The organism is Falsiroseomonas bella, assembly GCF_003173615.1.
Classification (GTDB): Bacteria; Pseudomonadota; Alphaproteobacteria; order Acetobacterales; family Acetobacteraceae; genus Falsiroseomonas; species Falsiroseomonas bella.
Map to the genome: position 1 here is coordinate 97348 of NZ_QGNA01000007.1, position 25005 is coordinate 122352.

Below are 25005 nucleotides of genomic sequence, written 5' to 3' on the forward strand. Positions count from 1 at the left end.
CCGAAAGTGCCCTGAGCCCGAAGCCTGCTGCCGACGCCCTGTGTTTCCTCGCCTCAACGCGCTTCGTGTTGCTGACAGCAGGCGCTGATCGAGGCGATGCTCTTGCTGACCGGCGACAGGCTCGGCGACTCCGGCCGGCGCGGGACGGGCACTGGAGGTGTCGATGCGTCGTCCACCTGGCGCGTGCAATCTTTTGTCATACTTGCGCAACCCGGGTGACGTGAATGCCCAGCATGTTCCCGACCGGGGAAACCGGGCCGGGGGTCTATGTGCTTGCTCGATGGCTGATGGGCGCCGCTCTGGCGCTGGCGGTGGCGCCGGCGCTTGCCTCGCCCCTGCGTGAGGCCTTCGATGCGGCGGCAAGCCTGAACGCCGAGATCCAGGCGCTGGAAGGGCGCCGGGCGGAGATCGACGCGCGGCTGCGCGGCGCCAATGCCCTGACCCCGGGCGCGCCGAGCATCGCCTTCGGCTACACCTCAGATCGCCTCACGCAGAACCGGGGGTTCCGCGAGGCGGAGGTCGAGCTCGGCGTGCCGGTCTGGCTGCCCGGCCAGTCGCGTGCGCAGCGCGACCTGGCCGGGGCGGAAGCGCAGCGGCTGGCGGCGAGGATCGCCCTCCAGCGCCTCACACTCGCCGGCGAGGTGCGCGACGCCTACTGGACCTGGGCGACCGCCGAGGCCGCGCTCACCGCCGCCAGGGCGCGTGCCGCGAGCGCATCGGCCTTGGCACGGGACGTCGCGCGGCAGGCACGGGGCGGGCAGGTCGCCCGCGCCGACGAGCTGCTGGCCTCCGCCGACGCGCGCGAGGCGGAGGCCGGTCTGCGCGAAGCGGAGATCGCGGTCCGCGAGGCGCGCCTCGCGTTCCATGCGCTGACCGGCCGAGACCCGCGCCCCGGCTGGGAGGAGGCGGCGCGCGAGGGCGCGGCCCTGGCCGCCGAGCACCCCCGCTTGGCCGCCGCACGGCTCGGCCAGGATGTCGGCCGGGCATCGCTGCGCGTGGCGACGGTCGAGGACCGCGACAACCCCGAGGTGTCCATCTTCGGGCGCCAAGAGCAGGACGAGCGTGGCGCGGGCTGGGACAGCCGGCTAGGCGTGCGTGTCCGCATCCCCTTCGCGCATGAGCCGCGCAACGCCGAACGGCGCGCCGCCGCCCAGACGGAGTTGACCACGGCGGCGGCCGAGACGGCGACCGCGCAGCGGCTGATCGCGGCGGAGCAGCAGCGGGCCCGCACCGCGCTCGCGGATGCCAGGGCCGCGGTCCGCCTCGCAGACGAGAGACACCGCTCCCTCACCGAAGCGGCCGGCCTGTCCGAGGCGGCCTATCGCGCCGGCCAGACCGGCCTTGCGGAGACGCTCCGGATCCGCGCCGCGCTCGCGGCCGCGGATGCGGACCGCCGGCGCAGCCAGGTCGCGCTGCGGCAGGCCGCGTCCCGATACAACCAGGCGCTCGGAGTGGAGCCGCGATAGAGATGACGTCACGTTCGCTCCGTGCCCTAACCTACGTCGGGCTGCTCCTCGGTGCCCTGCTGCTGTTCCGCCAAGCCCTGGCTCATGAGGGCCATTCGCATGGCGACGAGCCGCCGCCGCCGGCAGCCGCGGCCCCACGCGCGGAGGCGCATTCGGACCTCTTCGAGCTGGTCGCCGTGCTCGGGACCGACGCGCGGCTGTGGATCTATCTGGACCGCCACGCCTCGAACGAGCCGATCGATGGTGCGACGCTCGCCATGAGCGTCGACGGGCAAGAGGTCGCCGTCGAGCGTGCCGGCGAGGCGGTTTATGTCGCGTCCCCCCCGGCGTTCGCCACGCCCGGTCCCCGAAACCTCCTCTTCACGATCACGGCCGGCGAGGAGATGGACCTCCTGCCCGCGACGCTCGAGGTGCCGGCCGTGGCGGCTGGCGTCGCGGCGCCGCACGGCATCGCCGAGGATGCCGCGGCCCTTCTGCGCAACCCGCTGGTCTGGGGCTTCGCGGGCGTGTCGCTGCTGCTCGGCCTCCTGCTCGGCCGGCTTGCCTCGCCGCGCCGCCTGCCGGCGCTGGTCGAGGAGGAACCGGCACCGGCGCCTGCTGCGGCGAAGCACGGTCCGACGCCGCTGCCGAAGCGCGCCGCCGCCCTGGTCCCGGCGCTGCTCCTGGTGGGCCTACTGCTGCCGACGGCGGCCTCCGCGCAGCCGATGGACGCGCCGCGCCGCCAGCCCGACGGAAGCGTCTTCGTGCCGAAGCCGACCCAGCGCCTGCTGGGCGTCCGCACAGTCATGGCGGAACGCGCCGAAGCGCCGGTGGCGGTGCAGATCGTCGGTCAGGTCATCGCCGATCCCAATGCCTCCGGGCGCGTCCAGTCCCCGCAGGCCGGCCGCATCGAGCCGCCGGAGGGCGGCTTCCCGACGCTGGGCTCCCGCGTCGAGCGCGGCCAGGTGCTGGCCTGGATCATCCCCGTCCTCGCCGCGCAGGAGCGCAGCGGCGTGCAGGCGAGCCTCGCCGAGCTCGACGCGCAGATCGCCATCGCGCAGGCGCGCGTGCAGCGCCTGTCGGGGTTGGCCGGCAGCGTCTCCGCCCGGGAGATCAGCGAGGCCAGGGCCGAGCTGGACGGGTTGCGCCAGCGCCGCGCGGCGGTGGAATCCGGGCTGAACGGCCGGGAGGCCGTGCGCGCCTCGGCCTCCGGCGTGTTGAGCGTGGTGAACGCGGTCGCCGGGCAGATCGTGGACGCCCGTGAGCCGCTCTTCGAGGTCGTGGATCCCGCCCGGCTCTGGATCGAGGCGGTCGCCTTCGACGCCGCGCTGGTCGCCGAGATCGCCGGCGCCTCCGCCGTCACCACCGGCGGCCAGCCGTTGGCCCTCTCCTTCATCGGCCGTGGCCTCGCGCTGAGGCAGCAGGCCGTGCCCCTGCAGTTCCGCATCGAGCAGGTGCCCCCGGGCCTGTCCGTCGGCACCCCCGTGACCGTGACGGTGCAGACGCCGCGGCGCGCGGGCGGAATCGTGCTGCCGTCCGAGGCGGTGGTGCGCAGCCCCGAAGGCAGCCAGATCGTGTTCGAGATGCCGGGCGCCGAGCGCTTCGTGCCGCGCCCGGTGCGCGTGCAGCCGCTCGATGGCAGGACGGTGCTCGTGACCGCCGGTCTCGATCGCGGCGCGCGCGTCGTGACGCAAGCGGCCGGCCTGATCGCCCAGGTCCGCTGAGCGATGTTCAACCTGCTCGTCACCGCGAGCCTGCGGAACCGGCTCTTCGTGCTCGCGGCTGCGCTGGTGCTCGTCATCTACGGCGCGATGACGCTGCAGCGCCTGCCGGTGGACGTCTTCCCGGACCTCAACAAGCCCGTCGTCACCCTGATGACGGAAGCGGAGGGGCTGGCGCCGGAGGAGGTGGAGCTGCTCGTCTCCTTCCCGCTCGAGACGGCCATGAACGGCATGCCGGGCGTGACGCGCGTGCGGTCCGTCTCCGGCGTCGGCCTCTCCATCGTCTTCGTCGAGTTCGACTGGGGCACCGACATCTGGATCAACCGCCAGCAGGTGAGCGAGCGGCTGTCCCTGGTTCGCGCCCAGCTGCCGCCCAACGTCCTGCCGCAAATGGCGCCCGTCTCCTCTATCATGGGCGAGATCATGCTGGTGGCGATGTCCACTGACGGACGCGCCAGCCCGATGGAGCTGCGCGAGCTGGCGGACTGGGTGGTGCGGCCGCAGCTGCTGACGATCCCCGGGGTTTCGCAGGTCATCCCGATCGGCGGCGAGGTGCGCCAGTACCGGGTCACGCCTGACGTCGCGCGCATGAACGCGCTCGACGTCACGCATGAGCAGCTGGTCGCGGCGCTGCGCCAGTTCGGCGCCAACACCGGCGGCGGCTACGTGGACCAGGCCGGGCGGGAATACCTGATCCGCAATATCGGCCGCACCGCGCGCCTGCAGGACCTTGCCGGCACGCCCGTCGCCTTTCGCGCTGGCCAGCCGATCCTGCTGCACCAGGTCGCGACCGTGGACTTCGCGGCCCGCCTGAAGCGGGGCGAGGCCGGCAGCATGGGGCGGCCGGCGGTGATCCTCTCCATCCAGAAGCAGCCCTCGGCCGATACGGTGCGGCTGACCCAGCAGGTCGAGGCGGCGCTGCGCGACCTGCAGCGCGCCATGCCGCCCGGCGTGGTCGCGGACAAGGTGCAGTTCCGTCAGGCCGACTTCATCCAGGCCTCGATCGGCAACGTGCAGAAGGTGCTGCTGGAGGCGGTGGCGGTCGTCGCGGTGGTCCTGTTCATCTTCCTGCTGAACGGGCGCACCACCTTCATCTCGCTGACCGCCATCCCGCTCTCCGTGCTGATCACGGTCGTCGTCTTCCACCTGCTCGGGCTGTCCATCAACACGATGACGCTCGGCGGCCTCGCCATCGCCATCGGCGAGCTGGTGGACGACGCCGTGGTGGACGTGGAGAACGTGTTCCGGCGGCTGCGCGAGAACCGGCAGGCGCCGCACCCGCTGCCCGCTCTGACCGTGATCGCGCGGGCGAGCCAGGAGGTCCGCTCCGGCATCGTCTACGCGACGATGATCGTCATCCTCGTCTTCGTGCCGCTCTTCGCGTTGTCCGGCATCGAGGGCCGGCTCTTCGCGCCGCTCGGCGTGGCCTACATCGTCTCCATCCTCGCCTCGCTCATCGTCTCCATCACCGTGACGCCGGTGCTCTGCTACTACCTCCTGCCGCGCATGAAGCGAATGGAGCACGGCGACAGCTGGCTGGTGCGGGTGCTGAAGCGCTGGAACGAGCGCGCGCTGCTCTGGGCCTTCGCGCGCGCGCGGCTGGTCTACCTGGCGGCCGGGCTCGGCGTCGCCGGCGCGATCGCCACCGTCCCCTTACTGCCGCGTTCCTTCCTGCCGCCCTTCAACGAGGGCACGCTGACCATCAGCCTGCAGTTCCAGCCCGGCATCAGCCTGGCCGAGGCCGACCGGCTGGGCCGCGAGGCGGAGCGGCTGATCATGCAGGTGCCGGAGGTGCGCACCGTCGGGCGCCGCACGGGCCGGGCCGAGCTCGACGAGCATGCGGAAGGCGTCCATTCCTCCGAGATCGACGTCTCGCTGCATCCCTCGGAGCGGGGCAAGCAGGCGATCGCCGCGGACATCCGCGCGCGGCTCGGCGTGCTGCCCGGCAACGCCAATGTCGGCCAGCCCATCGGCCATCGCCTCGACCACATGCTCTCGGGCGTGCGAGCCGAGATCGCGCTCAAGATCTACGGCGATGACCTCGACACGCTGCGGGTCCTCGCCGACACCATGCAGCAGCGCCTTGCTGCCGTGCCCGGGCTGCGCGACCTGCAGGTCGAGCGGCAGGTGCGGGTGCCGCAGTTGCAGGTCGCGGTCAATCACGAGCGCGCCGCGCTCTATGGCGTTTCGGCGACCGCCGTCGCGGAAGCCCTCCAGTCGCTCTCCGGCGGGCAGGTGGTGAGCGAGGTGGTGGACCGTTCGCGCCGCTTCGACATCGTGCTGCGCCTCGCCGACGCCGACCGCACCGGGGCCGGCCTCTCCGCGGTGATGATCGAGACGCCTGGCGGCCGTGTCCCGCTTTCGCTGCTGGCCGAGATCCGCGACACCGACGGTCCCAACCAGATCCTGCGCGAGAACGGGCGGCGCCGGATCGTGGTGCTGGCCAACACCGACGGCTCCGACATGGCCGGCATCGTCGCGCGCATCCGCGCCGAGATGGCGGCCGCGCAACTCCCATCAGGGTATTTCTTCGCCCTCGAAGGCACCTTCCAGGCGCAGGAGGAGGCGTCGCAGCTCATCGCGCTGCTCTCGCTCGTCTCGCTCTCGATGATCTTCGTTGTGCTCTACGGCCGCTACCGCTCCGCGGTCCTGGCGCTGATCATCATGGGCAACGTGCCGCTGGCGCTGGTGGGCGCGATCGCGGCACTGTGGATCGCCGGGCAGCCCCTCTCGGTCGCCTCGATGATCGGGTTCATCACGCTCGCCGGCATCGCGACGCGCAACGGCATCCTCAAGGTCAGCCACTATCTGAACCTCGCGCTGTTGGAGGGCGAGCGGTGGGGGCTCGCGCTCGTCATCCGCGGCAGCCTGGAGCGGCTGACGCCGGTGCTGATGACCGCGCTCTCGGCAGGCTTCGCGCTGATCCCGCTGATGATCGGCGCCAGCGAGCCGGGCAAGGAGATCCTGCACCCGGTCGCCATCACCATCTTCGGCGGCCTGATCACGGCGACCCTGCTCGACACCTTCCTCACGCCGCTTCTCTTCCACCGCTTCGGCCGACCGGCGCTCGAGCGCCTGCGCGCGCGCCAGGGCGAGCTGACGGTGGCCGAGGCCTACTGACCCCATGACGGAGCGCAGCATGATGACGACACGTCGCACCCTCGGCATCGGGCTGGCTGCCCTGGCGCTGACCCCCGGAGTGGCCGGCGCGCACGAGCCGCGCCGCGGGCCGAACGGCGGGCAGAAGGTGGATATCGGCCAGAACCACGGCGAGCTGGTCGCGCAGGGCGGCACGCTGCGGCTGTTCCTGTTCGACGGAGCCGACCGCCCGCTCCCCGCGGCCGGCGCCAGCGCCCAGGCCGTGGTGCTCGCCGGCGGCCGGCAGGCGACCGTGGCGCTCACGCCGGCGGGCGCCAACGTCCTGGCGGGTAGCGGCGACTTCACCGCGGCGCGCGGCATGCGGGCCGTCGTCACCTTGACGCTGCCGAACCAGCGCCCCGTCCAGGCACGCTTCACGCCGATGGATCAGGACTGAGGCGGCGGAGCGGATGCTGCCTGTGCGGACCGCCCGGCTGACGTCCGGGCGCGCGGCGGCGTATGGTCCGACATGCGGCGCGATCCGGCCAGCGTGCCGGGCGTCGCCCGACCTGACCACGGTTGCATGATGGACCCCGCACGCGGCACCACGCCCCCGCTCGACCCCGAGGCGCACATCCTTGTCGTGGAGGACGACGGCGAGATGCGCGCCCTCATCGTGAAGCTGCTGCGTCAGAGCGGCTTCCGGGTCACGGGTGCGCGCGACGGGCGCGAGATGTGGGAGACGCTGGGCAACGCGCAGGTGGACCTCGTGCTGCTCGACGTGATGCTGCCGGGGCAGTCCGGGCTCGACCTCTGCCGTGCGCTGCGCGCGAAGTCCGGCGTGCCGATCATCATGGTCACGGCGCGTGGCGGCGAGACGGACCGCGTGCTCGGGCTCGAGCTCGGCGCCGACGACTACATCCCGAAGCCGTTCGGCCCGGCCGAGCTTCTCGCCCGCGTCCGCGCCCTACTGCGTCGCTCGCGGGGCGCGGCCGGGGAACCTGTCGCCGGCTCGGCCGGGGAGAGCATCACCTTCGGAGGCTGGACGCTCGACACGCGGCGGAGGGAGCTGGCCGCTCCGGACGGCACCGTGGTGGATCTCTCGGGTGGCGAGTACGACCTCCTGCTGGCGTTCTGCGAGCATCCCCAGCGGGTGCTGAGCCGCGACCAGCTGCTGGACCTCGCGCGCAACCGCATGGCCTACAACGGCACCGAGCGATCGGTGGACGTGATGGTCAGCCGCCTGCGCCGCAAGCTCGAGCCGACGGAGGACAGCCCGGCGGTCATCAAGACCATCCGCGGGGCCGGCTACATGCTCGTGCCGGCGGTGCGGCGCGGATCGTGAGCCGCCTGCGGCGCCTGCTGCCCGACACGCTCGGCGGGCGCATCATGCTCGTGCTGCTTGTCGGCCTGATGGCGTTTCACCTGGGAAGCCTCTGGCTGCACCAGGTCGGCACGGACGCGCTGCTGGGCAGCACGCGCGAGGCGCAGCTGGCCGAGCAGCTGGCCGGCGCGAAGCGCGCGGTCGCCGAGCTGCCGCAGGCCGAGCGGGACCGCACGGCCCACGCGCTCTCCTCCGCGAGCCTCGACATCCATTGGACGCCGCAACCGACGGTCCGGCTGGTGGACGAGACGAGCCCGCGCATCGAGGCGCTCAGGGCACGGCTTGTCGAACTGGTCCCGGATCTTGACGTGGCCGACCTCCGGCTGGGTTACGCCGAGGAGGGCACCCCTGGCCACGACCCCGCGCGGCACCAGCTGCTCGGCGCGATTCCACTTCCGGACGGGAGCTGGCTGAACTTCTCCGCCGCGCTGTTCCGTTCCACCGCGCCGGAGCACGCGACGCTCGCCTCCACCACGGCGATGGGCGTCGGCATCCTGCTCCTCGGCCTCGTCGTCGTCCGGCTGATCGGGCGGCCGCTGCGCGCGCTATCCGAGGCCGCGGACCGCATCGGCGGCTCCGGCCCGTCGGCGCCGGTCGCCGAGGTCGGCCCGCGGGAGATCAGGCACGCGGCGCAGGCCTTCAACCGCATGCAGGCGAGGATCGACACGCTGATCGCCGACCGCACCCAGGCGCTCGCGGCCGTCAGCCACGATCTGCGGACGCCGATCGCGCGGCTGCGGCTGCGGGCCGGCTTTCTCGAGGACACCGAGGCCGCGCGGGCGATCGACGCCGACCTCGACGAGATGGAGGCGATGATATCCTCGACGCTGGCCTATCTGCGCGGCGAGACCGAAAGCGAGAAGCGGCGGCCCGCGGACCTCGTGGCCATGCTGGAGACGCTGTGCGACGCCGCCGTCGACGCGGGCGCCGCCGTCTCGTTCCAGGGGCCGCCGCAGGCGCGGCTGGTCTGCAGCCCCGTGCTGCTGAAGCGGGCCTTCGCGAACCTGATCGACAACGCGGTGAAGTATGGCGGTGCGGCGCGGGTCGCGCTCGAGGACCGGGACAGCGAGGCGGTCGTCGCCATCGAGGATGACGGGCCTGGCATCCCCGAGGCGGAGATGGACGCCGTGTTCGAGCCGTTCCGCCGTCTCGAGCAGTCGCGCAACCGGGGCACCGGGGGCAGCGGGCTCGGGCTCACCATCGCCCGCCGCGCGGTGGAGTCGCATGGCGGGACGGTCGTGCTGGCCAACCGGCTCGGCGGCGGGCTGGTGGCGACGGTCCGGCTCCCCAGATCGTCGGAACATGAGAGGAGGCAGGCATGATCGCACGTCGCGGTCTGCTCACGGTGGGTCTGGCCGGACTGGCGGCGCCGCGCGTCGTGCGTGCCGAGCCACTGCCGAAGCTGCAGGTCTGGCGCGATGCCGGATGCGGCTGCTGCGGGGGCTGGGTCGAGCACATGCGCGCCGCCGGCTTCGCGGTGGAGGACAACGTCGTGCGCTCGGTGGCGGCGGCGCGACGGATGCTGGGCACGCCGGCCGACCTGCTGTCCTGCCACGCCGGCCTCGTCGGCGGCTTCGTGCTGGAGGGGCATGTGCCGGCTCTCGCGGTGAAGCGACTGCTTGCGGAGCGGCCGGCCGGCATCCGCGGCCTCGCCGTGCCTGAGATGCCGCTCGGCTCACCGGGCATGGAAGTGCCTGGCCGGGCACCGGACACTTATGACTTGGTGGCATTCGGCGAGGGGCCGCACCGGACCTTCATGCGCTTCCGGGGCGGCGAGCCGGTCTGATCCTCGGCCTCACCCGATCCAGGTGATGCCGTTAGGTGTTCGCCCTGTGCGGAAGCGCCGGGTGACACGCTGGGCCGCTACGTCGATCTCCGCGACCGTGCTGTCGTAGATATTGGTCACGAAGGCACGGCTGCCGTCGGCGCAGATCGCGACCCCATGTGCGCCACGGCCGGTCTCCGTCGTCGCGATGACCGCCCCCGCCGCGACGTCCACCACCGACACGCCCGTGCCCGGCGCCGCCCGCGTTCCCTCATTGGCGACGTAGACCAGCCTGCCATCCGGTGTCGCGAAGACCTGCACCGGCCCTCGACCGACCGGGATACGGCGCATTACGCGCTGCGTGGCCACCTCGATCTCCGCCACCGCGTCGGCGCCGCGCAGCGAGACATAGGCGCGCGATCCGTCGGGCAGGAAGGCGACCTGGACCGGCGAGGGCCCGACCTGGATCCTCGCGACCTCCTTCGACTGCAAGACGTCCACGACCGACACCGTGCCGTCGCGGACGTTCGCGACCCAGGCCTCGCGCCCGTCCGGGGAGAGGCGCAGGCCGTGCGGGTAGTCGCCCAGCTGCACGGTCGCGGACACGCGGCGGCGCTCGAGGTCGACGACCTGCAGGGCATCGGCCTCTGAATCCGTGACGAAGGCGCGCGTTGCGGTGCTGTCGGCAACCACATGCGCGGGGTGCCGCCCGACCGGCACCTCCGCGACGAGGCGCGGCGCGGCGCCGGGCACCGGTTCCAGGACCACGAGCAGCGCGGCAGAGGGGCCGTGACCGGCACCGTGGGCTGTCGGCGCATTGCCGACCGCCAGCAGCCATCGTCCCCCGCCGGCGGCTTCGACGTTGTGGGGCGCAACGGACAGGCGGGTGGTGCTCGTGCGGCCCGTGGCGAGGTCGATGGCGGTGATGCCGGGCGCGCCCTCATCCGCGGTGAAGACCGTCCCACCACAGGCCGCGGCGGCATGAGCCGGCGGCAGGCCCAGGGCGAGCGCCCCGCCGGCGAGCAGCGGGATCATCTGGCGGCGCGATAGCCTGTGTGTCATCGAAGCTGCTCCTTGGCGGCGCAGCGACCCTGCGCCGCCAGGATGTCGCTGGCGTGCCGGGCGCGCGACAAACCATTGCAGCGCGTCCGACGAAGCCTCCCCGTGCCTCAGTCGGCGAGGCGCTCGGTCTTCCAGCCCGCCGAGGTGAGCGCCGTCTCGAGAATGGCGGGATCGGCAGCGGCCTTCTCCACCGCGACTTCGCGGCGTTCGAGGTCGAAGCGCAGCTCGGCGGCCGGGTCGATCTCCTTCAACGTGGCGGTGACGCCCTTGGCGCAGCCGCCGCAGGTCATGTTCGCGATGCGGAACCGGATCATCGTGGTCTCCTCTGGCTGATGTCCGGGAAGACAGGTGGGGCTTGCTATCCTGGCAGGGTCAAGAGCCGGCCAGGGATGACATCTTTTGTCGCAAAGCGGGACCAAACCGCCGCGGTCGCCCCCGTGTTCGGAAAGGGGCGATCGGCAGCGACTTCATCGCATCACGCGCCACCGATCGCACCAGCGACACGACAAGGAGGCCCCATGCACGTCCAGCAGATGATCAGCACCCATCCGCATGTCCGCGGCAACCCGAACGACGCGCTGATCCGGTGCATCGAGGAATGCTACGATTGCGCGCAGGTCTGCACCTCCTGCGCCGATGCCTGCCTCGGCGAGGACATGGTGAAGCAGCTCGCCCAGTGCATCCGCCTCGACCTCGACTGCGCCGATGTCTGTGCTGCTACGGGCACCGTCGCATCGCGCCGGACCGGGTCGAACGAGGAGGTCATCCGCCAAATGCTGGCGGCCTGCGAGACGGCCTGCCGGCTCTGCGGCGACGAGTGCGAGAAGCACGCGAAGATGCACGCGCACTGCCGGGTCTGCACCGAGGCGTGCCGCCGCTGCCAGCAGGCCTGCGCCGAGGCGATGCGGAGCATGGCGCGGCACTGAGCGCTATCACGAAAGCGTGATCGGCGTCGGGGTCGGTCGGATGCGCTTGACCCTCCCAACTTGGGAGACATGACGGTCGCGTCCGACCACTCAGATCCCAGGAGGGACACATGGCTCCGGACACGAACTTCGCGGCCCATTCCGGCGGGCCGCTCCCCGGAACGGCGGGCGTCACCGCCGTTTCCTTCCCCATCGAGGGCATGACCTGCGCGTCCTGCGTCGGCCGTGTCGAACGCGCGCTGGCCGCCGTGCCCAGCGTGCAGGCCGCGACGGTCAACCTCGCGACCGAGCGTGCCGAGGTCCGCTTCGCCGGGGCGCCTGATGTCGGCGCCGCGGTCGGCGCGGTCGCGCGCGCCGGCTACGCGGTGCCGGAGGAGACGACCGAACTCGCGATCAAGGGTATGACCTGCGCCTCCTGCGTCGGGCGCGTCGAGCGTGCGCTGCGCGGCGTGCCGGGGGTCGTTGACGCCTCCGTCAACCTCGCCACCGAGCGGGCGACCGTGCGGCACCTTACCGGCGTGGTGACGGTCGGCGCGCTCCAGGCGGCGGTGAGCAAGGCGGGCTACGAGGCCAGCCCCATCGCCCTGGAGGCCGCCGGCGCGCGCGAGGATCGCGAACGCGAGGCACGCGCCAGGGAACTCCGCTCGCTCGCGCGCGCCACGCTGCTCGCGGCCGCGCTCACGCTGCCGCTCTTCCTGCTGGAGATGGTCGGGCACCTGGTGCCGGCGGTGCATCACTGGGTCGCCGGCACCATCGGCATGCAGGGCTCCTGGTATCTCCAGTTCGCGCTGGCCACCGTCGTGCTGTTCGGCCCTGGCCTGCGCTTCCACCGCAAGGGTTGGCCGAACCTGCTGCGTGGCGCGCCCGACATGAACTCCCTGGTGGCGATCGGCACCGGCGCCGCCTGGGCCTATTCGGTCGTCGCGACCTTCGCACCCTCGCTGCTGCCCAGCCAGGCGCTCGCGGTCTACTTCGAGGCGGCGGCGGTCATCGTGACACTCATCCTGCTCGGCCGACTGCTCGAGGCGCGCAGCAAGGGCCGCACATCGGAGGCGATCAAGCGGCTGATGGGACTGCAGGCCCGCACCGCACGGATCGAGCGCGACGGCGAGGCCATCGAGGTGCCCGTGGCCGAGGTCCGCACCCGCGACACCGTGCTGGTCCGCCCCGGCGAGCGCGTGCCCGTGGATGGCGAGGTGCTGGACGGCCACTCCTACGTGGATGAGAGCATGGTGACCGGCGAGCCGGTGCCGGTGGCGAAGGCGGAAGGCGCGCGCGTCGTCGGCGGCACGGTGAACAAGACCGGCGCCTTCCGCTTCCGCGCGACTGCCGTCGGCGCCGACACGGTGCTGGCGCAGATCGTGAAGATGGTCGAGGCGGCGCAGGGCTCGAAGCTGCCGATCCAGGCGCTGGTCGATCGCGTGACCATGTGGTTCGTGCCGGCCGTGATGGCCGTCGCGGCGCTGACCGGGCTGATCTGGCTCGTCTTCGGCCCCGACCCGGCACTGACCTTCGCGCTGGTGAATGCGGTCGCCGTGCTGATCATCGCCTGCCCCTGTGCCATGGGGCTCGCCACGCCGACCTCCATCATGGTGGGCACGGGGCGCGCGGCCGAGATGGGCGTGCTGTTCCGCAAGGGAGAGGCGCTGCAGACGCTCCGCGAGGCCGAGGTGGTCGCGCTCGACAAGACCGGCACGCTGACCAGGGGCCGGCCGGAGCTCACCGATCTCATCCCCGCACCGGGCTTCGGCGCGGACGAGGTGCTGGCGCTGGTCGCCGCCGTCGAGGCGCGCTCCGAGCACCCGGTGGCCGAGGCGATCGTGGAGGCAGCGAAGGCACGCGGCCTTGCGATCGGCGAGCCCGAGGCCTTCGAGGCGGTCGCCGGCTACGGCGTGCAGGCGGCGGTCGCCGGGCGGCGCATCGCGGTCGGCGCCGACCGCTTCATGGCCCGGCTAGGCATCCAGGTCTTCCCCTTCGCCGAGGAGGCGGCCCGGCTGGCCGACGAGGGCAAGACGCCGCTCTACGCGGCCGTGGACGGCAGGCTCGCCGCGGCGATCGCGGTCGCCGATCCGATCCGGGAGACGACGCCGGCGGCGATCGCCGCGCTGCACGCGCTCGGCCTCAAGGTCGCGATGGTGACCGGCGACAACCGGCGCACCGCCGAGGCGATCGCTCGCCAGCTCGGCATCGACGAGGTCGAGGCCGAGGTCCTGCCGGACGGCAAGGTCGCGGTGGTCGAGCGGCTGAAGGCGGGCGGCACGCGCAAGGTCGCCTTCGTCGGCGACGGCATCAACGACGCGCCGGCGCTGGCGGCGGCCGATGTCGGCCTGGCCATCGGCACCGGCACCGACATCGCGATCGAGAGCGCGGACGTCGTGCTGATGGGCGGCGACCTGCGCGGTGTGCCGAATGCGATCGCGCTCAGCCAGGCGACGATCCGCAACATCCGGCAGAACCTGTTCTGGGCCTTCGCCTACAACGCGGCACTGATCCCGGTCGCGGCGGGCGTGCTCTGGCCCGCCTTCGGGATCCTGCTCTCCCCGATCCTGGCGGCGGCCGCGATGGGGCTTTCGAGCGTCTTCGTGCTGAGCAACGCGCTCCGCCTGCGCGGCTTCGCGCCGCCGCTGGCCGCATCGCGCGGCTGAACGCCACCTGCGGGCTGTCGGCCCCGACCCTGCCCAGGGTCGGGGCCGATGCATTCAGGCGAAGATGTAGTCCGACCCGTCGGCCGAGATCCCGGCTACGAAGCCGGGTTCCTCGATGAACATGAAGTCGCTCTGCCGCAGATCGGCACGCGCGACGCCCAGCAGCAAGGCGGAGCCTTCGTCGGTCCCGTCGCCATCCGTGTCCCAGCTGACCAGCGCGCCTTCGTCGGAGTCGCTCACCGAGACCTCGTCCGGCCTTATGTCGCGCAGGGCGAGGTGGTCGAAGGCGCCCTCGGCGAGCCCGGTCACCTCGAGATCGGTGATCACGTCGTGGCCGCTGTCGGGCGTGACGATGAAGGCATCGGCACCGGTGCCGCCCGTCATCGTGTCGTTGCCGGTGCCGCCCTCCAGCATGCCGTGACCGCCGCCTTCGTCCAGCACATCGTCGCCGTCCCCGCCCATGAGCTCGTCGGCCATCGCGCCGCCGGCCAGGCTGTCCGCCCCGTCCCCGCCGTCGAGCCGGTCCATGCCGTCGCCGCCGTCGAGCGTGTCCCGGCCGATGTCGCCTTGGAGGATATCGTCGCCGCCCCCACCGGCGAGGGCGTCGTCGCCGTTACGGCCGATGACGTGGTCGTTGCCCTCGCCCCCGACGAGCTCGTCGGCGCGGGCGCGGCCGATCATCGCCTCTCCGCCATCCACGGCCAGCGTGACGCCGCCTGGCCCGATGTTGCGCGTCGCGATGTCGTCGCCCTCGATCTCCGGGCCAGCCTGGCTGGGCGTCGGCGCCTCGCCGGTCGGCGCGGTGGCATCCCGGCTCGCGGAGGGCAGGTCGGGGCTGTCGGCGAACATGAAGTCGTCCTGCGCGAGGTCGGCCATCCGCACGCCTTCCAGCAGGACCGAGCCGCCGTCCCAGAACACGCGCACGCCGGTGGCGGCGTCCTCGAAGCCGAGATCCTCCCAGCGCAGGTCGCGCAGCGCCAGGTGGTCGAACATGCCGGGCCCCGCCGTGAAGTCCCGGATCACGTCGTCGCCGCTCTCCGGATCCACCATGAAGGCATCAGGGCCCGCTCCGCCGATCAGGGTATCGTTGCCGGGGCCGCCATCCAGACCGCTATGCCCCGCGCCCTCGTCCAGCACGTCGTCGCCCGACCCGCCGAACAGCATATCGGCCATCGCACCGCCGTAGATCGTGTCCGCGCCGTCGCCGCCGTGCAGATGATCCATGCCGTCGTTGCCCGAGAGCAGGTCATTGCCGCCGCCGCCGTCGATGACGTCATCCTCCGCGCCGCCGCCGATCGCGTCATCGCCGCCCTGGCCCCAGACGTGATCGCGTGCCTCCGTGCCGGCGATGCGACCTGGCTCGTCGCCATCGAGCAGCAGCCGGTATTCATGGTGGGCAGCCGGCACACGGATCGCGAAAGGTGGGCTGGCGTCGTCCCAGTGGCGACCGTCGGCGGGGTTCGTCTGGTGGCGGTTGGTGTGCATCTGGCCTGTCCTCGCGCTTGCCTGTGCGGTGCGCGCTGCGGCGGGCGTTCGAAATCGCTCGCGGGACAGCGCGTCGCCCTGGTGCGTCGCGGAACGGCGTGAGTTCCGGCCGGTTGCACGGAGCCAGACGCAGCCCGGTATCCGGACATACTTTGTCATGAACCGCTGACGGCGCCGACATGAAGCCGCGCGAAGATGTGCGAGGTTCATCGGCCGGGAGAAAAGTAGATGGTTGGTCTTCGCGCTGCTCTTGCGGTCATGGGTGCCGTGAGCGTTGCCGTCGCAGCGGGCACAGTGCTCGCGCAAGGAATGCCGCATCACGGCGGTCATCGCTCGGCCACGCCGGTGCAGGCATCGCCGGCGCAGAGCCCGCCCACGCAGCAGGAGATGGAGCGGATGATGCAGATGATGCAGCGGATGACGCCGCAGCAGATGCAGCAGATGCAGTCGATGACGCAGCACATGCAGGGCAACATGATGGGCGGAGGCCGGTCCACCGATCCGCACGCGGGTCACGGGCAGGCCGCGCAGCGCGCGGCGAGTTCGCCCTCGACAGCGGCCTTCCTGGCCGCGAACGAGAAGATGCATCGCGAGATGGCGCTGCAGTTCACCGGTGACGCCGACCGCGACTTCGCGGCCGCGATGATCCCGCACCACCAGGGCGCCATCGACATGGCCCGCATCCAGATCCAGTACGGCCGCGACCCCGACATGCGCCGCCTCGCCGAGGCGGTGATCCGCGAGCAGGAGCGCGAGATCGCCGAGCTGCGCGCCTTCCTCGCCAGGTATCGCTGACCGTGACGGAGGCGCGGAAACCGGCGCTGACCCGCACACCGGCCGGCGCGGGTTCGATGCGCCGGCGTCGCTTGCCGCTGTCGCGCGCCGCGCCCGGTCGCCGCCGGGACCGCCGTTCAGAGGAGGAGGACGACATGGCCTCGAGGACTGAGGAGGCGCCGCTGGCCGAGACGCTCTGGCGCCTCGGCGCCGTCGCGCCGTGGTTTGGCGGCGGCGGGCTGGCTGAGATGGCTGAGCCGTCCCGCCGCCATCCGGTTGCGCTGGCGATGCTGCGCGGCATGCAACAGGGGCAGCAGGATGCCGTCCAGGGTGCTCTGGCGATGGCCGATACGGCGGTACGCCATGCGCTGGATGCCGGGCAGCGCCTGATGGCGGCCCGCGACCCGGTCGAAGCCATGGCGGCGCAGACCGGCCTCGCGCTGGCCTTTGGCGAGTTGGCCGGCGCACCGGTCCGCGCCTGGCTCGACGCGCTGCCGAAGCTGCACGAGTGCTGCATCGATGCGGCCAGGCAGGCCAAGGACACCGACCATGGTGCCGCCCCTGAGCGGCGCACCGGGGCCGACGGCACCGGACCGGCTGCTGCGACAGGCTGACCATGCCGAGCGTTTGAGCTGGAGCCGTGGTCCGTCGCCCCGGCGGTCCTGAAGTCCGGGCAGCATCGTGGGACACCGGAATGAACCCGAACGACAGCCACGCCCGTCACTCAGGCCATCACGGGCACGCACCGCCGAAAGATCCTGCGCCCGCGTCGCGTGGCACGCACCAGCATCCTGCGCGCGCGGCGAGCGCGTCGAAAGCCGCCCACGGCCATGAGGGCCACGACCACGGTGCGATGGTCGCCGACTTCCAGCGACGCTTCTGGATCTGCCTGCCGCTGACGGTCGCCGTGGTGCTGCTCTCGGAGCACATCCAGATGCTCGTCGGGCTCCCGGGCCTCATCGACTTCCCCGGCGCAAGGCTCGTCGAGGCGCTGCTCGCCAGCATCGTCTTCTTCTACGGCGGCTGGCCGTTCCTCGCCGGCCTCCTTGGCGAGCTGCGGCGCGGCAAGCCCGCCATGATGACGCTGGTCAGCCTCGCCATCGTCTCGGCCTACGTCTACTCGCTCGCGGTGCTGCTCGGCCTCCCGGGCGAGGTGTTCTTCTGGGAGACGGTGACGCTGATCCTGGTCATGCTGCTCGGCCACTGGATCGAGGCGAAATCCGTGCTCGGCGCCTCTGGCGCGCTGCAGGCGCTGGTGCGCCTGATGCCGTCCACGGCGACGCGCCTCGGCCCCGGCGGGGCGACGGAGGAAGTGCCACTGTCGGAGCTCCGGGCCGGGGACGCCGTGCTGGTGCGGCCCGGCGCCAAGGTCCCGGTGGACGGCAGCGTGACGGAGGGCCGCTCCTCCGTGGACGAATCCATGCTGACCGGCGAGTCCAAGCCGGTGGAGAAGTCACCGGGCGCGCGCGTCGTCGGCGGATCGGTGAACGGCGAGGGTGCGCTCACCGTCGCGATCGACCGCACCGGCGGCGAGACCTACCTTTCCCAGGTCATCACGCTGGTCGAGCGTGCCCAGGCCAGCCGCTCGCGCACGCAGGACCTGGCGAACCGGGCCGCCGGCGTCCTCACCTGGGTCGCGATCGTCGTGGGTGGCGGCACCTTCGTCGCGTGGCTCGTGCTCGGCGCCCCGCTCGCCTTCGCGCTGGAGCGGATGGTGACGGTGATGGTCATCTCCTGTCCGCACGCGCTGGGCCTGGCCGTGCCGCTCGTCGTCGCAGTGAGTACGGAGCTTACCGCGCGCAACGGCCTCCTGGTGCGAGACCGCGCGGCGTTCGAGCGCGCGCGGGGTCTGCAGGCCGTGGTCTTCGACAAGACCGGCACGCTGACCGAGGGCGCCTTCTCGGTCGCCGCTGTCGTCCCGCTGGACGCGGGGCTCGGCGAGGCGGAGGTGCTGCGCCTGGCGGCCGGGCTCGAGGCCCAGTCCGAACATCCGATCGCCAAGGGCGTCCTGCGCGGCGCCGCCGAGCGCGGGATCGCGTCGCCGGCGGCAGCGGATTTCCGCAATCTGCCTGGCGAAGGGGCACGGGCAACGGTCGAGGGGCGCGAGGTGGAGGTGGTCAGCCCCGGCACTCTGCGCCGGCGCGGAATCGAGGTGAAGGACCAGCGTGTCGCTGCCGAGCAGGCCGCGGGCCGTACCGTGGTCTTCGTGACGCTGGACGGCACGGTCGCAGGCGCCGTTGCGCTGGCGGACGTCGTCCGCCCGGAAAGCCGGGAGGCGATCCGGCAGCTCCAGGCACTCGATCTGCGGTGCATGATGCTGACCGGCGACGCGCGCCCGGTGGCCGAGCAGGTCGGCCGCGAGCTCGGGCTCGACGAGGTCCGCGCCGAGGTGCTGCCGCACCAGAAGTCCGAGACGGTCCAGGCGATCCAGGCCACCGGCCTGTCGGTCGCGATGGTCGGCGACGGCGTGAACGACGCGCCGGCGCTGGCGCAGTCCGACCTCGGCATCGCGATCGGCGCCGGCACGGATGTCGCGGCCGAAGCAGCCGACATCGTGCTCGTCAGGAACGACCCGCGCGACGTGGTGGCGATCCTCGCGCTCGCGCGCGCCACCTACAATCGCATGGCGCAGAACCTCGCCTGGGCAACGGGCTACAACGTGATCGCCATCCCGCTTGCGGCGGGCGTCGCCATGCCCTGGGGGGTTCTGCTGTCCCCCGCGCTCGGCGCGGCGCTGATGTCGCTCTCGACGGTGGTGGTGGCGGTGAACGCACGCCTGCTCGGCCGGCAGGGCGCCAGGCGGCTCGCGGCGCTGCGTCGCGAGGTTGCCTGGAGCCAGCCGGGATGACGGCGCGAACGCGCCCGGGTCGGGCCGACCTGGCGTGGCTGCGCACGCTGCGGGCGTACCTCGCCGTGCTGGTGGCGCTGATGCTGGCGTGGGAGGTGGCGCAGCTTCCCCTCTACACGCTCTGGCGTGAGCGCACAGCCGGCGAGATCGCCTGGGCGGTGATCCACTGCACCGCCGGCGACGCGATCATCGGCATGAGTTCCCTTGGCGCCGCGCTGCTGCTCGCCGGCGCGCCGGAATGGCCGCGGGCGCGCTTCGGCCCGGTGCTGTTGCTGACTCTTGGGATCGGTCTCGCCGTCACCGTCTACCTCGAATGGCTGAACGTCGAGGTGAAGCGCGCCTGGGCCTATGCGGAGGCAATGCCGCGCCTGCCGCCGTTCGGGACGGGCCTGACGCCTTTCCTGCAATGGGTGTTGCTGCCGCCCGCCGCGCTGCTTGTCGCACGTTGGCGCGGCGGTGGCGCGTGACGGGGGACATCGGATGAGGGCGAAGCAGCAGGGCAGGGCGGTGACGGGTCCCGCCAGCCTCACCTTCCTGGGCGGCGCCGGCACCGTCACGGGGTCGAAGTACCTGGTTGAGCTGCGCGGTTCCAGACTGCTCGTCGATTGCGGCCTGTTCCAGGGCTTCAAGCAGCTCCGCCTGCGCAACTGGGATCCGTTCCCGGTGGAGCCGCGCAGCATCGACGCGGTGGTCCTGACCCATGCGCATCTGGACCATACGGGCTATCTCCCGCTCCTGGTCCGGAACGGCTTCCGCGGGCCGATCTACTGCACGCCGCCCACGCTGGACCTTTCCGCGCTGATCCTCCCGGACAGCGGGCACCTGCAGGAGAAGGACGCCGACTTCGCCAACCGGCACGGCTTCTCGAAGCACAAGCCGGCGCTGCCGCTCTACACGCAGGCGGACGCGGAGCGCTCGCTGCGCCAGTTCCGCACGCTCGACTTCGGGCGCGAGCACGAGATCCTGCCCAGTGTGACGATCCGCTACCGCCTGGCAGGGCACATCCTCGGCGCCGCCAGTGTCGAGTTGGTGCATGACGGGGTCCGCACCGTCTTCTCGGGCGACATCGGCCGTTTCGACAGCCCGACCATGCCGGACCCCGAGACGTTGCCGCTCGCCGACCACCTGCTGGTCGAGTCCACCTACGGCAACCGCCGCCACGATCCGAAATCGCCCGAGGATGCGCTGGCCGAGGTCATCACCCGCACCTCGGCCCGCGGCGGCACGGTGCTGATCCCCTCCTTCGCAGTCGGGCGGGCCCAGGCGCTGCTGTTCCACCTGCAGCGTCTGAAGGCGGCGCGCCGCATCCCGGACCTGCCGGTCTTCCTCGACAGCCCGATGGCCCAGGATGCGAGCGATATCCTCTGCCGCTACCCCGGGCTGACGCGGCTGAGCGAGGGCGAGTGCCGCGCCGCCTGCGGCGTCGCCCGCTACGTGCGCGACGTCGAGGAGTCGAAGTCGCTCGACGTCACCCCCATGCCCAAGGTCATCATCTCCGCGAGCGGTATGGCCACCGGCGGCCGCGTGCTGCACCACCTGAAGGTCTTCGCGCCCGACCGCCGCAACACGATCCTCTTCAGCGGCTTCCAGGCCGGCGGCACCCGCGGCGCCGCGATGGTGGCCGGCGCCGAAGCCGTGAAGATCCACGGAAGCTACATCCCCGTCCGGGCCGAGATCGCCAACCTGCCGATGCTCTCGGCGCATGCCGATGCGGACGAACTGCTCCGCTGGCTCAAGGGCTTCGAGCGCCCGCCGAAGGCGACCTGGGTCGTGCACGGCGAGCCCGAGGCGTCCGACACGCTTCGGCATCGCATCGAGGAGGAGTTGGGCTGGCCCTGCCGGGTCGCGGAGCACGGCGGCCGCGCGGTGCTGTCGTGAGCGGCGCCGCCGACGGCAGGCTGGCCGCGAAGCGGACAGGCATCGACACGCAGCACGAGACGGTCGCCTACATGAGCACCGACTGCCCGCTCTGCCGTTCCGAGGGCTTCGCCGCCCACGCCCGCGTCAAGCTGACCACCGCGGCCGGTCGGACGATCCTCGCCACGTTGCACCATGTCGCGGACGGGCTGGTGTCCCTCCATGAGGTCGGTCTGTCGGAATCGGCCTGGCGGCGCCTCGGCGTGATCCCCGGCGAGCCGGTGGCCGTGAGCCATCCGCCTCCGCTCCGGTCGCTCGGCCATGTCCGCGGCAAGATGTACGGCCGGCGGCTGGGCGAGGAGGCCCTGACGGACATCATCGCCGACATCGTCGCCGGGCACTACGATGACATCGCGCTCTCGGCCTTCCTGACGGCCTGCACGGCGCGGCCGCTCGACGACCACGAGACCGTCGGCCTGACGCGGGCCATGGTCGAGGCCGGCGATCGCCTGGGCTGGCAAGGAGCTCCCATAGCCGACAAGCACAGTGTCGGCGGGCTGCCGGGCAACCGCACCACGCCGGTGGTGGTCGCCATCGCCGCCGCCTGCGGGCTGACCATGCCGAAGACCTCCTCGCGTGCCATTACCTCCCCGGCCGGCACGGCAGACACCATGGAGACGCTGGCGCCTGTGGATCTCGACCTGCCGGCGATGCGGCGCGTGGTCGAGAGTGAAGGCGGATGCATCGTCTGGGGCGGTGCCGTGCGGCTCAGCCCCGCGGACGACACGCTGATCCGGGTCGAGCGCGCGCTGGACCTCGACAGCGAGGGGCAGCTCGTCGCCTCGGTGCTGTCGAAGAAGATCGCCGCAGGCTCGACGCATGTCGTGCTGGACGTCCCGGTCGGCCCCACCGCCAAGGTGCGCAGCGCCGCGGCCGCCGAGGCGCTCGGCGCGAGCCTGGAGCGCGTCGCGGCGGCGTTCGGGCTGGCGACCCGGATCGTCACCAGCGACGGCACGCAGCCGGTCGGAAGGGGAATAGGACCGGCACTCGAGGCGCACGACGTGCTGGCGGTATTGCAGGGGACCGCTGACGCGCCCGCCGACCTGCGGGCGCGCGCGCTGGCGCTGGCCGGGGCCCTGCTCGAGCTGACGGGGGCCGCCGCGCGCGGCAGGGGCCAGGAGGTGGCGGGCGCCGCCCTGGCCGATGGCAGGGCCTGGGCAAAGTTCCAGCGCATCTGCGAGGCGCAGGGCGGCATGCGGCGGCCGCCCAGGGCGGCCTTCCGAAGGCCCGTCCTGGCGTGCCAGGGCGGGCGTGTTGCGAGCATCGACAACCGCCGCCTCGCCCGCGTCGCCAAGCTCGCCGGCGCGCCGGCCGACAAGGCGGCGGGGCTGGAGTTGCATGCGGCCGTCGGCCAGCGCGTCGCCGTCGGCGAGCCGCTGTTCACGGTGCACGCCGAGAACGCCGGCGAGCTGGATTACGCGCTCGCCTACGTGGCGGCGAACCCCGACATCCTGGCGCTGGGGGATCCGTCGTGACCCGGCCGCTGGTGGTTCCCCTCGATGTTGACGATCCCCTGGCCCCCGGGCTCGCCATGGCGCTCAGCGGCGAACTGGCCTCGGCCGAGATCCGGCGCTTCCCGGACCGCGAGACCTACCTGCGCTACGGCTCGTCGCCGCAAGGCCGGGAGGTCGTCCTGCTCTGCACCCTCGACCGGCCGGACCCGAAGGCGCTGCCCCTCATGTTCGCGGCGGAAACCGCGCGTGAGCTCGGCGCCGCCGGCGTCGGACTGGTCGCACCCTATCTCGCCTACATGCGCCAGGACCGGCGATTCCGGGAGGGTGAGGCCGTGACCTCGCTGCTCTTCGCCGGCTTCGTCTCGCGCTGCGTGGACTGGCTGGTGACGGTGGATCCCCATCTGCACCGGCACGCCTCCCTCGCGGCGCTGTACGGCATCCCGGCGGTAGCTGCGCACGCGGCCCCTCTGCTCTCGGCGTGGATCGCGCGGGAGGTGCCGAGCCCTCTGGTCGTCGGTCCCGACGAGGAGAGCGAGCAATGGGCCGCCGAAGTCGCACGGGCGGCCGGGGCGCCCCACACCGTGCTGCGCAAGGTGCGGCGCGGCGACCGGGACGTCGAGGTGACCCCCCCCGATCCGGCGCTCCTGGAGGGGAGGACGCCAGTCCTCGTCGATGACATCGTCTCCACGGCGCGGACCATGATCGAGACCGTCGGGCATCTGCGGGCGGCGGGGGCCGCCGCCCCAGTCTGCATGGCCGTCCACGGCGTCTTCGCGGAGGGCGCCCACGATGCACTGCTGGGCGCCGGCGCGGCCCGCGTGCTGACGACGAACACGATTCCCCACGCGAGCAATGCGATCGACGTGACGGCGCTGCTCGGCGCGGCCGTGGTCGACCTGCTGCTACAGCGCGGGCGGCAGCATTGATTCGTCATAATCGAGCAACGCTGACGACGTGATGCGGACCGAGAATGATCGCAGCAGTCGAAGGGCTTCAAAATGATATCGCTGTCTCGTCGGTCCGTCCTGGCGCTGGGTGGCGCGATGCTCGGCGGGATCGGAGCCGGCGGCCGGTCGGCGGTGGCGGGCACCGACGCGCCGGTCATCCGGGCCACGACGCGGATACTGGAGATCGGCGGCCGTCCGGCCCGGGTGCTCGGTCTGCTGCAGCCCGACGGCACGGCCGGCATGACCCTCGAGCCCGGCATGCGCTTCCGTGCAGCGCTGACGAACGGCCTCGACGAGCCGACCATCATCCACTGGCACGGGCAAATCCCGCCTGTGGAGCAGGACGGGGTGGGCGACATGCCGGCGCCGATGCTGCGGCCCGGCGAGACGCGCCGCTACGACTTCGCCGCCGATCCGGGCACGCACTGGATGCACGCCCACGTCCCCGACCAGGAGATGCGGCTACTCGCTGCGCCGCTGATCGTGCGCAGCGCGGAGGACCTGCGGGCCGACCGGCAGGAGGTCACCCTGCTCCTGCACGACTTTTCCTTCACCCCGCTCGCCGAGCACCTGGCCCGGCTGAACGCCGCACCCGCCGACCCCCATGCCGGGCACGCGGGTCACGGCGCACCCGCCGGCGGCGCGACGGCGGCGGCGGCGATGGACCTGAACGACATCGACTTCGACGCCTACCTCGCGAACGACCGCACCCTCAGTGACCCGCAGGTGGTCCGCGTCGAGCGGGGCGGCCGCGTCCTGCTGCGGATCATCAATGGGGCCTCCGCGACGGTCTTCCGCATCGACACGGGCGGCCTTTCCGCACGCATCCTCGCGGTGGACGGCCAGCCCGTGCTCCCCATCGCGGCGCAGCGGTTCGCGCTGGCGATGGGGCAGCGGGCCGACCTGCTGGTCGAGATCCCCGCCGGCGGCGGGGCCTTCCCGATGCTCGCCCTGCGCGAGGGCGCGACGGAGCGGACCGGAATCGTGCTCGCCACTGCAGGCGCCGAGATCCGCCGGATCGCGCCCCTCGGCGAGGCGAACGCGGCGCCCTATGCGAGTGCCCAGGAGGCGGCTCTCCGCGCGGCCCTGCCGCTCGCGAGTCGGCCACCCCAGCGCCGCTTCGACGTGGCCCTGACCGGAACCATGGCGCCGTACGCCTGGACGATCGACGGCCGCGCCTGGGGGCGGCACCGGCCGCTGCAGGCGCGCTCCGGGGAGCGGATCGAGATCGCGCTCACGAACCGCAGCGGCATGGCGCACCCGATGCACCTGCACGGCCACCGCTTCCAGGTCGTGGAGGCGGGCGGGCGTCGGATCGCGGGTGCGGTGCGCGACACGGTGCAGGTTCCCGCTAACGAGCGCCTGGTCCTGGCGCTGGATGCCGGCCAGCCGGGGCGGTGGATGTTCCACTGCCACCACATGCCCCACCTCGCGACCGGCATGATGACCGAGTTCGTGGTGGAGGGGTGATGTCCCGCCAAAGGGCAGCCCCTGCTCGGCGCGCGTCTTGGATGGATCCTCGCGCGTTACGGCGTTTGCGCTGACCCGCCGAAC

At 72.4% G+C, this 25005-nt stretch carries 20 protein-coding genes; 17 read left to right on the forward strand and 3 right to left on the reverse strand.

The features are described from left to right. Positions 1-233 precede the first annotated feature (233 nt). From DFH01_RS25370 to DFH01_RS25400, 7 genes are all read left to right on the forward strand, one after another. Positions 234-1466, forward strand: coding sequence for a TolC family protein (locus DFH01_RS25370; protein WP_158287899.1), 1233 nt, complete (start codon positions 234-236; stop codon positions 1464-1466). Between the two features lie 2 nt (positions 1467-1468). Next, entirely contained in the window at positions 1469-3169 is a 1701-nt protein-coding gene (locus DFH01_RS25375) for an efflux RND transporter periplasmic adaptor subunit (RefSeq protein ID WP_109873328.1), read from the forward strand. 3 nt (positions 3170-3172) lie between these two features. After that, positions 3173-6286, forward strand: coding sequence for an efflux RND transporter permease subunit (locus DFH01_RS25380; RefSeq protein ID WP_109873329.1), 3114 nt, complete (start codon positions 3173-3175; stop codon positions 6284-6286). Between the two features lie 19 nt (positions 6287-6305). Beyond that, positions 6306-6701, forward strand: coding sequence for a hypothetical protein (locus tag DFH01_RS25385; RefSeq protein ID WP_146217142.1), 396 nt, complete (start codon positions 6306-6308; stop codon positions 6699-6701). A gap of 126 nt (positions 6702-6827) precedes the next feature. Next, on the forward strand, positions 6828-7589 hold the full coding sequence (locus tag DFH01_RS25390; RefSeq protein WP_109873331.1) for a response regulator: 762 nt from the start codon (positions 6828-6830) through the stop codon (positions 7587-7589). Beyond that, positions 7586-8950, forward strand: a complete 1365-nt coding sequence (locus DFH01_RS25395) for an ATP-binding protein (protein ID WP_233256287.1) — start codon at positions 7586-7588, stop codon at positions 8948-8950. The genes DFH01_RS25390 and DFH01_RS25395 overlap by 4 nt, the downstream gene beginning before the upstream one ends. Then, positions 8947-9414 carry a DUF411 domain-containing protein gene (locus DFH01_RS25400; protein ID WP_109873332.1) on the forward strand — a complete coding sequence of 156 codons (468 nt, stop codon included), beginning with the start codon at positions 8947-8949 and terminating at the stop codon, positions 9412-9414. The genes DFH01_RS25395 and DFH01_RS25400 overlap by 4 nt, the downstream gene beginning before the upstream one ends. Before the next feature lie 9 nt (positions 9415-9423). Here the strand turns inward: DFH01_RS25400 and DFH01_RS25405 are convergent, their stop codons facing one another. Both DFH01_RS25405 and DFH01_RS25410 read right to left on the reverse strand, forming a co-directional pair. Continuing rightward, positions 9424-10455 carry a YncE family protein gene (locus DFH01_RS25405; protein WP_199231407.1) on the reverse strand — a complete coding sequence of 344 codons (1032 nt, stop codon included), beginning with the start codon at positions 10453-10455 and terminating at the stop codon, positions 9424-9426. 107 nt (positions 10456-10562) lie between these two features. After that, a complete protein-coding gene (locus tag DFH01_RS25410) occupies positions 10563-10769 on the reverse strand; it encodes a heavy-metal-associated domain-containing protein (protein WP_199231408.1) in 207 nt (68 codons plus the stop codon). A 204-nt stretch (positions 10770-10973) separates the two neighbouring features. Here DFH01_RS25410 and DFH01_RS25415 point away from each other — a divergent pair, with 204 nt between their 5' ends. Next, a complete protein-coding gene (locus DFH01_RS25415) occupies positions 10974-11381 on the forward strand; it encodes a four-helix bundle copper-binding protein (RefSeq protein WP_109873334.1) in 408 nt (135 codons plus the stop codon). A gap of 110 nt (positions 11382-11491) precedes the next feature. Continuing rightward, positions 11492-14026 carry a heavy metal translocating P-type ATPase gene (locus DFH01_RS25420; protein WP_146217143.1) on the forward strand — a complete coding sequence of 845 codons (2535 nt, stop codon included), beginning with the start codon at positions 11492-11494 and terminating at the stop codon, positions 14024-14026. Positions 14027-14080: 54 nt separating this feature from the next. Here DFH01_RS25420 and DFH01_RS25425 read toward each other — a convergent pair whose 3' ends face one another. Then, positions 14081-15511, reverse strand: a complete 1431-nt coding sequence (locus DFH01_RS25425; protein ID WP_109873335.1) for a calcium-binding protein — start codon at positions 15509-15511, stop codon at positions 14081-14083. A 345-nt stretch (positions 15512-15856) separates the two neighbouring features. Here DFH01_RS25425 and copM point away from each other — a divergent pair, with 345 nt between their 5' ends. From copM to DFH01_RS25465, 8 genes are all read left to right on the forward strand, one after another. Next, positions 15857-16306, forward strand: a complete 450-nt coding sequence (gene copM / locus DFH01_RS25430; protein ID WP_233256288.1) for a CopM family metallochaperone — start codon at positions 15857-15859, stop codon at positions 16304-16306. 2 nt (positions 16307-16308) lie between these two features. Further along, complete coding sequence (locus DFH01_RS25435; protein WP_109873337.1) at positions 16309-16899, forward strand: phasin family protein; 591 nt, start codon at positions 16309-16311, stop codon at positions 16897-16899. A 239-nt stretch (positions 16900-17138) separates the two neighbouring features. After that, positions 17139-19133 (forward strand): heavy metal translocating P-type ATPase, encoded by a 1995-nt coding sequence (locus DFH01_RS25440; protein ID WP_109873338.1) that lies wholly within the window; start codon positions 17139-17141, stop codon positions 19131-19133. Continuing rightward, positions 19130-19600, forward strand: a complete 471-nt coding sequence (locus DFH01_RS25445) for a hypothetical protein (protein ID WP_109873339.1) — start codon at positions 19130-19132, stop codon at positions 19598-19600. Before DFH01_RS25440 ends, DFH01_RS25445 begins: the two co-directional genes overlap by 4 nt. Before the next feature lie 13 nt (positions 19601-19613). Further along, the gene (locus tag DFH01_RS25450; RefSeq protein ID WP_109873340.1) at positions 19614-21011 is read left to right on the forward strand and encodes an MBL fold metallo-hydrolase RNA specificity domain-containing protein; all 1398 of its coding nucleotides are present in this window, start codon (positions 19614-19616) and stop codon (positions 21009-21011) included. After that, complete coding sequence (locus tag DFH01_RS25455; protein WP_109873341.1) at positions 21008-22525, forward strand: thymidine phosphorylase family protein; 1518 nt, start codon at positions 21008-21010, stop codon at positions 22523-22525. Before DFH01_RS25450 ends, DFH01_RS25455 begins: the two co-directional genes overlap by 4 nt. Then, the gene (locus DFH01_RS25460; protein WP_109873342.1) at positions 22522-23430 is read left to right on the forward strand and encodes a ribose-phosphate pyrophosphokinase; all 909 of its coding nucleotides are present in this window, start codon (positions 22522-22524) and stop codon (positions 23428-23430) included. The genes DFH01_RS25455 and DFH01_RS25460 overlap by 4 nt, the downstream gene beginning before the upstream one ends. Before the next feature lie 72 nt (positions 23431-23502). Continuing rightward, positions 23503-24921 carry a multicopper oxidase family protein gene (locus DFH01_RS25465; RefSeq protein WP_109873343.1) on the forward strand — a complete coding sequence of 473 codons (1419 nt, stop codon included), beginning with the start codon at positions 23503-23505 and terminating at the stop codon, positions 24919-24921. Positions 24922-25005 lie beyond the last annotated feature (84 nt).

Bases quoted from the DNA above. Each gene is read 5' to 3' on its own strand.
- DFH01_RS25400 (WP_109873332.1), top strand. From the start codon at position 8,947: ATGATCGCACGTCGCGGTCTGCTCACGGTGGGTCTGGCCGGACTGGCG.
- DFH01_RS25375 (WP_109873328.1), top strand. From the start codon at position 1,469: ATGACGTCACGTTCGCTCCGTGCCCTAACCTACGTCGGGCTGCTCCTC.
- DFH01_RS25450 (WP_109873340.1), top strand. From the start codon at position 19,614: ATGAGGGCGAAGCAGCAGGGCAGGGCGGTGACGGGTCCCGCCAGCCTC.
- DFH01_RS25390 (WP_109873331.1), top strand. From the start codon at position 6,828: ATGATGGACCCCGCACGCGGCACCACGCCCCCGCTCGACCCCGAGGCG.
- DFH01_RS25465 (WP_109873343.1), top strand. From the start codon at position 23,503: ATGATATCGCTGTCTCGTCGGTCCGTCCTGGCGCTGGGTGGCGCGATG.
- DFH01_RS25440 (WP_109873338.1), top strand. From the start codon at position 17,139: ATGGTCGCCGACTTCCAGCGACGCTTCTGGATCTGCCTGCCGCTGACG.
- DFH01_RS25385 (WP_146217142.1), top strand. From the start codon at position 6,306: ATGATGACGACACGTCGCACCCTCGGCATCGGGCTGGCTGCCCTGGCG.
- DFH01_RS25445 (WP_109873339.1), top strand. From the start codon at position 19,130: ATGACGGCGCGAACGCGCCCGGGTCGGGCCGACCTGGCGTGGCTGCGC.
- DFH01_RS25415 (WP_109873334.1), top strand. From the start codon at position 10,974: ATGCACGTCCAGCAGATGATCAGCACCCATCCGCATGTCCGCGGCAAC.
- DFH01_RS25425 (WP_109873335.1), bottom strand. From the start codon at position 15,511: ATGCACACCAACCGCCACCAGACGAACCCCGCCGACGGTCGCCACTGG.
- DFH01_RS25405 (WP_199231407.1), bottom strand. From the start codon at position 10,455: ATGACACACAGGCTATCGCGCCGCCAGATGATCCCGCTGCTCGCCGGC.
- DFH01_RS25410 (WP_199231408.1), bottom strand. From the start codon at position 10,769: ATGATCCGGTTCCGCATCGCGAACATGACCTGCGGCGGCTGCGCCAAG.
- DFH01_RS25420 (WP_146217143.1), top strand. From the start codon at position 11,492: ATGGCTCCGGACACGAACTTCGCGGCCCATTCCGGCGGGCCGCTCCCC.
- DFH01_RS25380 (WP_109873329.1), top strand. From the start codon at position 3,173: ATGTTCAACCTGCTCGTCACCGCGAGCCTGCGGAACCGGCTCTTCGTG.
- DFH01_RS25370 (WP_158287899.1), top strand. From the start codon at position 234: ATGTTCCCGACCGGGGAAACCGGGCCGGGGGTCTATGTGCTTGCTCGA.